7 protein-coding genes are annotated in these 8,483 nt (G+C 32.3%); 2 read left to right on the top strand and 5 right to left on the bottom strand.

The window, feature by feature from the left end; genetic code table 11:
* Window positions 1–148: 148 nt before the first annotated feature.
* The 5 genes from dnaB to tgt all read right to left on the bottom strand — a co-directional run bounded on the left by dnaB (window position 149) and on the right by tgt (window position 5,963).
* Complete coding sequence (gene dnaB / locus ACVC2P_RS00875) at window positions 149–1,681, bottom strand: replicative DNA helicase (protein ID WP_452596597.1); 1,533 nt, start codon at window positions 1,679–1,681, stop codon at window positions 149–151.
* Between the two features lie 167 nt (window positions 1,682–1,848).
* Window positions 1,849–2,802, bottom strand: a complete 954-nt coding sequence (locus ACVC2P_RS00870) for an acetyl-CoA carboxylase carboxyltransferase subunit alpha (RefSeq protein WP_452596596.1) — start codon at window positions 2,800–2,802, stop codon at window positions 1,849–1,851.
* A 70-nt stretch (window positions 2,803–2,872) separates the two neighbouring features.
* Window positions 2,873–3,769 (bottom strand): DMT family transporter, encoded by an 897-nt coding sequence (locus ACVC2P_RS00865; RefSeq protein WP_452596595.1) that lies wholly within the window; start codon window positions 3,767–3,769, stop codon window positions 2,873–2,875.
* Window positions 3,756–4,829: an LptF/LptG family permease gene (locus ACVC2P_RS00860; RefSeq protein WP_452596594.1), complete on the bottom strand. Its 1,074-nt coding sequence runs from the start codon at window positions 4,827–4,829 to the stop codon at window positions 3,756–3,758. Before ACVC2P_RS00860 ends, ACVC2P_RS00865 begins: the two co-directional genes overlap by 14 nt.
* A gap of 3 nt (window positions 4,830–4,832) precedes the next feature.
* Complete coding sequence (gene tgt / locus ACVC2P_RS00855) at window positions 4,833–5,963, bottom strand: tRNA guanosine(34) transglycosylase Tgt (RefSeq protein WP_452596593.1); 1,131 nt, start codon at window positions 5,961–5,963, stop codon at window positions 4,833–4,835.
* A 479-nt stretch (window positions 5,964–6,442) separates the two neighbouring features.
* On the opposite strand from tgt, the gene ACVC2P_RS00850 reads away from it, so the two are divergent.
* The gene (locus ACVC2P_RS00850) at window positions 6,443–7,288 is read left to right on the top strand and encodes a transketolase (protein ID WP_452596592.1); all 846 of its coding nucleotides are present in this window, start codon (window positions 6,443–6,445) and stop codon (window positions 7,286–7,288) included.
* Window positions 7,289–7,323: 35 nt separating this feature from the next.
* Window positions 7,324–8,277 (top strand): transketolase family protein, encoded by a 954-nt coding sequence (locus ACVC2P_RS00845; RefSeq protein ID WP_452596591.1) that lies wholly within the window; start codon window positions 7,324–7,326, stop codon window positions 8,275–8,277.
* The last annotated feature ends 206 nt before the right edge of the window (window positions 8,278–8,483 follow it).

Here is an 8,483-nt window from a genome sequence, read left to right as displayed (position 1 = left end):
ATTACTAATAGTAACATGTTTGTAGTACGTGTCTTATCCATTCTGTATTAATAATTATTGTTAGGTAATAACTTCATTTACGTCGCAAAAATACTTTAAAACTGACTTTTTATAAAGTATTTAGCATTAGAATTAATTTTTATATTATTTAAAATGGAACATCATCATCGTCTGGGCTGCCAAACGCATCTTCTGGAGAGGCTGTAAAGTTATCTGGGGTAAATGTATCATCATTTGCTGCTGCATTCATTTTACTATGAAACTCTTGCCCAAATGGTGTATCGAAATCATCTAAATTGTCGAATTTACCTAGATGACCAATAAATTTAAGTCTAATGTTTTCTAGTCCACCATTACGGTGTTTTGCAACAATAAATTCTCCTTGACCAGCTGTTGGGGAATGATCATCATCATCCCATTCATCAATTTTATAGTATTCTGGTCTATAGATAAACGATACTATATCTGCATCTTGTTCAATTGCTCCAGATTCACGTAAATCTGATAATAAGGGTCTTTTACTACCTCCACGTGTTTCTACCGCACGTGATAATTGCGATAGTGCAATTACTGGTACCATTAATTCTTTTGCTAGAGCTTTTAAGTTTCGAGAAATTGTTGATATTTCTTGCTCACGATTTCCTCCTGCTCCTGCGGCTGTCATTAACTGCAAGTAATCAATCATAATCATTTTTATACCATGTTGAGAGGCTAATCTTCTAGCTTTTGCTCTCAAATCAAAAATTGATAATGATGGAGTATCATCTATAAACAAAGGTGCTTTTTCTAAATCTTTTACTTTTACATTAAGTTGTTCCCACTCGTGTTTTTCTAGTTTTCCTGTTCTCAGTTTTTCTGAGGATAGTCCTGTTTCACTAGATATTAAACGGGTTATTAACTGTACTGATGCCATCTCTAAAGAGAAGAATGCAACTGGTATATTTGAGTTAACTGCAATGTTTCTTGCCATTGTTAGTGTTAGGGCCGTTTTTCCCATACCTGGACGAGCTGCAACAATAATTAAATCACTTGGTTGCCAGCCAGAAGTTAATTCATCTAGTTTAGTAAAACCAGTAGGAATTCCGCTCATTCCTTCTTGTTTAGATATTTCTTCAATTTTCTTTTTGGCTTGTATTACTAAATCTTGAGCAGTTTCACTAGATTTTTTAATGTTACCTTGTGTTACTTCGTATAATTTAGATTCTGCATGGTCTAATAAATCAAAAACATCCTTTGTTTCATCGTAAGCTTCTTCTATAATTTCGTTAGATATTTTTATTAAGCTTCGTTGAATAAATTTTTGAAGAATAATACGGGCATGAAACTCTATGTGCGCAGATGATGATACTTTTTGAGTTAATGAAATAAGATAAAAGTCGCCTCCTATTAAATCTAACTTACCGTTGGTTTTTAATTGGTTAGAAACTGTTAATATGTCTATAGGTTCGCTTTCCTGAAACAGCATAAATACGGCTTCAAAAATATGTTGATGTGCTTCTTTATAAAAAGCTTCTGGGCTTAAAATATCAATGACTTCATCTACTCCTTTCTTATCAATCATCATAGCACCAAGAACAACCTCCTCTAATTCAATAGCTTGTGGTGGTATTTTCCCTTTTTCAAGGCTAATAATAGTGCTTTTATCAACTTTATAGCCGGAAAATTGTTGTGGTTGTTTCATAGTTAGCGAAAGTAAATAAATTGATTATGTGAACAGAATTTAAACGCCTTTCAATCTTCACATGTAGTGAACATTTATAGTGTTAATAACTCTTTTTTTTTGTTAATAAGCATAAAAAAATCTGAAAGACTAGCTTTCAGATTTTATTTTTTTAGGTTTTATAGCTACTAGCCTTTGTAAACTCCCATTTGAGAATATTTATCCATCCTCTGGTCTACTAAATCTTTTGGTGATAAGTTTTTAAATTCATCATAAGCACTAACAATAGCATTTTTTACAGTTAAAAATGTTTTTTCTCTGTCGCTATGTGCTCCGCCTAATGGTTCTTTAACTATCTCATCAACCAATTTCATTTTCTTCATATCTGTTGCTGTTAATTTTAAAGCTTCTGCTGCAGTTTCTTTAAATTCCCAACTTCTCCACAAAATAGAAGAACACGATTCTGGCGATATTACAGAATACCATGTATTCTCTAACATTAGTACTTTATCTCCAACACCAATACCTAGTGCACCTCCTGAAGCTCCTTCTCCAATTACTACAGTAATAATTGGCACTTTAAGACGTGTCATTTCTAATATATTTCTTGCAATAGCTTCTCCTTGTCCACGTTCTTCAGCTTCTAAGCCTGGGTATGCTCCCGGCGTATCTAATAATGTTACTACTGGAATACCAAACTTCTCAGCAGATTTCATTAAACGCAAAGCTTTACGGTAACCTTCTGGGTTAGCCATACCAAAATTTCTGTACTGTCGTGTTTTGGTGTTATAGCCTTTTTGCTGCCCAATAAACATGTAGCTTTGGTCTCCAATTTTACCTAAACCACCAATCATAGCTTTATCATCTTTAAAGTTACGATCGCCGTGTAATTCTAAAAATGAATCTCCACATAATGCTTTAATATAGTCTAAAGTATATGGCCTATTTGGATGGCGTGACATTTGTACACGTTGCCATGGCGTTAAATTTTTATATATATCCTTTTTGGTCGCAGTTAATTTCTTTTCTATTTGCTTGCAGGTTTGTGTAACATCTACATCGCTTTCTTCTCCAATAACCTGACACTTTTGAAGTTGCTCTTCTAGCTCTTTTATCGGTAATTCAAATTCTAAATATTCCATAGGGAATTTATTATTTGTTTAGTTCTTAGTTTAGTTGACAAATATAAAAACTTTAATTGTTAATTTAGTATTAAGTTGCTTTCCTTTTTATCGTTTTTATATTTTTTAAAATACCATTTAATATTACAACGCCCAGTATTATTGCCGCTCCGTAATAAAATTCTGATGACATTTTTTCTGAATTTGGGAAGTAAATTATTGCTATTACAATGCCATATATAGGTTCTAAATTATAGGTTAGTACAACTGTGTATGGGCTTATTTGTTTCATTACATATACAGATGCTATAAAAGCATATGCTGTACAAACTGATGCTAATATGAACAAATACCAAAAGTCTGAATGACTAATTTGAAAATATTCTACAGAAAATCCTCCTCCAAACAGTTGGATAAAAATAGAAATGAATATAACCCCACTAATAAATTCGTAAAAAGAAATTTTTGTAGCTGAATGTTCTTCTAAAAATTTCCCATTTAATACCGCAAAAAGGGATGAAAAAAATGCAGATGATATTCCTAATATAATTCCAGTTATATGTTTAATTTCACTTTGAGTAATTATCCATACGCCAATTATAACTATAATTCCAAATAAAATTTCGTACCATATTATTTTTCTCTTATAGATCATTGGTTCTATAAAAGAAGCAAAAAAGGCTCCTGTAGAAAACATAGCTAAAGTAATAGATATGTTAGAGGCATCTATGGCTGCAAAAAAGGTTATCCAGTGCAGTGCTATAATTATTCCAGCTACAGATAATTTAATTAATGATTTTTTTGAAATCTTTATATCAATTTTCGCTATTTTAATGTAGATATACATTAAAACTGTAGCTATTAACATTCTATACCAAACTAATGAAACAGCCTCTATTGTTATTAGTTTACCTAAAATAGCTGTAAAACCTGCTATAAATACTAAGAGATGTAAATGAAGGTAGTTTTTAAACTTATCGTTTAGCATTGTATATAAGTATTATACCTAGTATACCAAATATTATATTAGAAAACCATACAGCCAATAATGGTGAAAAGTCTGATTGGGCTGCCATAGTACCAAAAATTTTATCAAAAAACACAAAGATCATGGCTATACAAATACCGAAGGCAAGGTTTACTCCCATACCTCCTCTTCGTTTTCTTGAGGAAACGGCTACAGCAATAATTGTTAAAATAAAAACAGACACTGGTAAACTCCACTTTCTGTATAACTCTAATTTATAACGACTTATATTAGACGAACCTCGTTTTTCTTCTCTTTCAATAAATCGTCGTAAATCGCTATATGTTTTTGTTTCTGCAATGTAAGATTCAGGAGTTAAATCTTCTAAATCAAATGAAAACAATGTATCCTTCTTCCTTTTAAATTCTAAAGTATCTCCATTAATTCCCACAATTCTTTTTAAGTAGCTCCTTAAACGATAAATACTGTCTTCTTCTTTATAACGAATATTAGTAGATTCAATTTTATATGTCATTTTACCATCTTCAAAATGCTCTAAGGTAAAATTATGTCCTATTTTTTTATTAGAGTCAAAATGACTTACATAGATAATATCGTTATCATTAATTTGCTTAAGTAAGCGACCATTTTCTGTAGGCTTCTTGCCTGATAGGTACTTGTATTTAAAATCATTAAATCCTTTACTAGCATTAGGAGCCAGATATAAACCTAATATTATAGAAAAACCAGCAACTAAACTCGCTCCTATTAAATATGGTCTTAGAAATCTTGAAAATGATACTCCTGAACTTAAAAAAGCTACTATCTCTGTATTATTAGCTAGTTTGGAGGTAAACCAAATGACTGATAAAAATAAAAATAAAGGAAAAAGCAAGTGTGCAAAGTAGATAGTAAAGTCTAGCAAGTAAACCATTACCTCTCCAAAAGGGACTTCTCTTTCTAATATTTTACCTATTTTTTCTGCTAAATGTACTGTTATACCTATAGGAATAAACAGTAATATCATCATTAAAAATGTGAATAAGTAGCGCTTTAGTATGTACCAGTCTAATATTTTCAAGAGTTATAAGCGATTATTCATTTGTTTAACCATCATATCTTTCCACGTTCTAAAATCTCCTGCTAATATATGTTTTCTTGCTTCTCGAACCAACCATAAGTAAAACCCTAAGTTGTGTATGGTTGCTATTTGCTTACCTAACAATTCATTAACTGTAAATAAGTGACGTAAATAAGCTTTAGAATACTCTGTGTCTACAAATGTAATTCCCATTTCGTCTATTGGAGAAAAATCGTCACGCCATTTTAAATTCTTAATATTTATACTACCATAAGCCGTAAATAACATTCCGTTCCTAGCATTACGTGTTGGCATAACACAATCGAACATATCTACCCCTAAAGCAATATTTTCTAAAATATTTATAGGTGTCCCTACGCCCATTAAATAACGTGGTTTATCTTCTGGGAGTATATCGGTTACCACTTCTGTCATAGCATACATTTCTTCTGCTGGCTCTCCTACTGAAAGCCCTCCAATGGCATTTCCTTCTGCGCCAACATTGGCTATATATTCTGCAGATTGTTTGCGTAAATCTTTATATGTACTTCCTTGTACGATAGGGAAAAATGCTTGTGAATAATCGTATTTAAATGGTGTTTTTTCTAGGTGATTTATACAACGTTTTAACCATCTATGCGTCATGTGCATTGATCGTTTTGCATAATTATAATCGCATGGATAGGGTGTACACTCATCGAAAGCCATAATAATATCGGCACCTATACTTCGCTGAATTTCCATGACATTTTCGGGTGTAAATGTATGGTAACTTCCGTCTATGTGCGATTTAAACTTTACACCTTCTTCTTTAATCTTTCTTCTAGAAGATAATGAATAGACTTGATACCCTCCAGAATCGGTTAAAATATTGCGATCCCAATTCATAAATTTATGCAAACCTCCTGCCTTTTCAAGAATTTCGGTTTGTGGTCTTAAATATAAATGATAGGTATTTCCTAAAATAATATCAGGATTTATTTCTTCTCTTAATTCTTTTTGGTGCACCCCTTTAACAGAGGCTACTGTACCAACAGGCATAAATATAGGAGTTTCTATAACTCCATGATCTGTGGTTACTACTCCCGCCCTTGCATTACTCTGTGGATCCTTTGCTTTTAAATCAAACGTCATATTTTAATCGAATCGTATATAAATATTACAATAGAGATAGAAATAAGTATACAAAACCAATAATTAAGCTATACTACTTATTTTTCTATTCTGTTTTTATTATAAAATGAATTAACAATAATACAAAAGGGACAAAAATAAACATCGAATTAATTATCGATGTTTTTATCGTGCCAGCAATTAGCTAAGCATTCTTTCCGTTTTGAATTTCTATACCTTTAAATCTTGAAGATAAAATATAAAATTTATAATCAAGATAATACAACTAATGATAGATCGTATTCCAAAAGTATTCTTTTTTGATAAAATTCATTCGCCTGCAAAGATAATTAACAAAATGTCTTATGGTCTTAAACATTTAATAAAATTTACAATTGTTAGCAAATCGAGTCAATTCGTTAATAAATGAAGTTAAATAAGCATTGTAAAAGGCGTTTAAAAAAGTTATTTTTGAGCCCAATTAACATAACGCTAAAAAAATGGCAAACACACAACAATTAGAAGATATTACAACACAAGTACGTAGAGACATTTTACGTATGGTTCATAAGGTAAATTCTGGGCATCCAGGAGGATCTTTAGGCTGCGCAGAGTTTTTTGTAGCTCTTTATAACGACATAATGGACAGAAAAGACGGTTTTGACATGGACGGTATTGGAGAAGATTTATTTTTCCTTTCTAACGGACATATTTCTCCTGTTTATTACAGTGTGCTTGCTAGAGCTGGGTATTTTCCAGTAGACGAGCTTAATACCTTTAGATTAATTAATTCTAGACTGCAAGGTCACCCAACAACTCATGAAAACTTACCAGGTGTAAGAATTGCTTCGGGTTCTCTTGGTCAAGGAATGTCTGTAGCTTTAGGTGCTGCGCAAGCAAAAAAACTAAATGGTTGTAATCATTTAATTTATAGCCTACATGGTGATGGTGAATTACAAGAAGGTCAAAATTGGGAAGCAATCATGTATGCCTCTGGAAAAAAAGTAGATAATATAATTGCTACTATAGATTTAAACGGAAAACAAATTGATGGTGCTACAGATGATGTATTACCTATGGGAGATGTTAAAGCTAAATTTGAAGCGTTCGATTGGATTGTTATAGAGATAAAAGAAGGTAACAATATGGAAGCTATTTTAAAAGGAATGGCTGAAGCAAAATCTAAAACCGGACAAGGTAAACCTGTTTGTGTTTTATTAGAAACAATGATGGGTAATGGTGTTGACTTCATGATGCACACTCATGCTTGGCATGGAAAAGCACCTAATGACGAACAATTAGCTAGCGCTCTTGCACAAAATCCTGAAACTTTAGGAGATTACTAACCCTTTTTAGATTTACTAATTACGATTTTACACTTATGAAAACATATACAAATACAGGAAGTAAAGATACCCGTTCAGGTTTTGGAGCTGGTTTAACAGAGTTAGGTAGAACAAACCCTAATGTTGTTGCACTTTGTGCCGATTTAGTTGGCTCTCTAAAAATGGATCAATTTATTGAAGAAAACCCAGAACGTTTTTTTCAAATAGGAATCGCAGAAGCAAACATGATAGGTATTGCTGCTGGATTAACTGTTGGTGGAAAAATACCATTTACAGGTACTTTTGCAAACTTTTCAACAGGTCGTGTTTACGACCAAATTAGACAAAGTGTTGCTTATTCTGATAAAAATGTGAAAATTTGTGCATCTCATGCGGGATTAACACTAGGAGAAGATGGAGCTACCCACCAGATTTTAGAAGATATAGGTTTAATGAAAATGTTACCAGGTATGGTTGTTATTAATCCTTGTGATTATAACCAAACTAAGGCTGCAACATTAGCTATAGCAGAACACCATGGACCAGTATACTTACGTTTTGGAAGACCTAAAGTAGCTAATTTCACTCCAGAAGATCAAACGTTTGAAATTGGTAAAGCCCTACACCTTGTTGAAGGAACAGATGTTACTATTGTAGCCACTGGTCATTTAGTTTGGGAAGCTCTTGAAGCTGCTAAAGCATTAAATGAAAAAGGGATTTCTGCTGAAGTTATTAATATACACACTATAAAACCTTTAGATGCTAATGCTATTATAGAATCTGTAAGCAAAACAAAATGTATAGTTACTGCAGAAGAACATAACCATTTAGGAGGTTTAGGAGAAAGTGTTGCTAGAGTATTGGCGACTAATAAACCAACACCTCAAGAATTCATTGCTACAAATGACACTTTTGGAGAATCTGGAACGCCAGCTCAACTTATGGAAAAGTACGGATTAAACAGTGATGCTATTGTAAAAGCATGCGAAAAAGTAATTAAAAGAAAATAATAACTCTTATTTTTCGTTTTAACGATATAAATCAATAAAACGAAAAATTATGAAAAACATATTTTTAACTGTAGTTTTTACAGTAATAATAGCCACATCCGCTTTCGCGCAAAGTGGAAGCGGATTTGGGCTTAAAGGCGGTGTTAATTACAATGCCAATGGCAGTTATTTCGATGCCATAAATAATACTTCTAAAGATCCTACAG

This window comes from Pontimicrobium sp. MEBiC01747, assembly GCF_053601635.1.
The sequence above is the reverse complement of the archived record's forward strand: the minus strand, read 5'-3'. Positions and strand labels throughout refer to the sequence as shown.

What these genes read in the sequence shown, in the direction of transcription:
- dnaB (WP_452596597.1), bottom strand. Translation starts at nt 1,681, where the DNA reads ATGAAACAACCACAACAATTTTCCGGCTATAAAGTTGATAAAAGCACT.
- tgt (WP_452596593.1), bottom strand. Translation starts at nt 5,963, where the DNA reads ATGACGTTTGATTTAAAAGCAAAGGATCCACAGAGTAATGCAAGGGCG.
- ACVC2P_RS00845 (WP_452596591.1), top strand. Translation starts at nt 7,324, where the DNA reads ATGAAAACATATACAAATACAGGAAGTAAAGATACCCGTTCAGGTTTT.
- ACVC2P_RS00865 (WP_452596595.1), bottom strand. Translation starts at nt 3,769, where the DNA reads ATGCTAAACGATAAGTTTAAAAACTACCTTCATTTACATCTCTTAGTA.
- ACVC2P_RS00850 (WP_452596592.1), top strand. Translation starts at nt 6,443, where the DNA reads ATGGCAAACACACAACAATTAGAAGATATTACAACACAAGTACGTAGA.
- ACVC2P_RS00870 (WP_452596596.1), bottom strand. Translation starts at nt 2,802, where the DNA reads ATGGAATATTTAGAATTTGAATTACCGATAAAAGAGCTAGAAGAGCAA.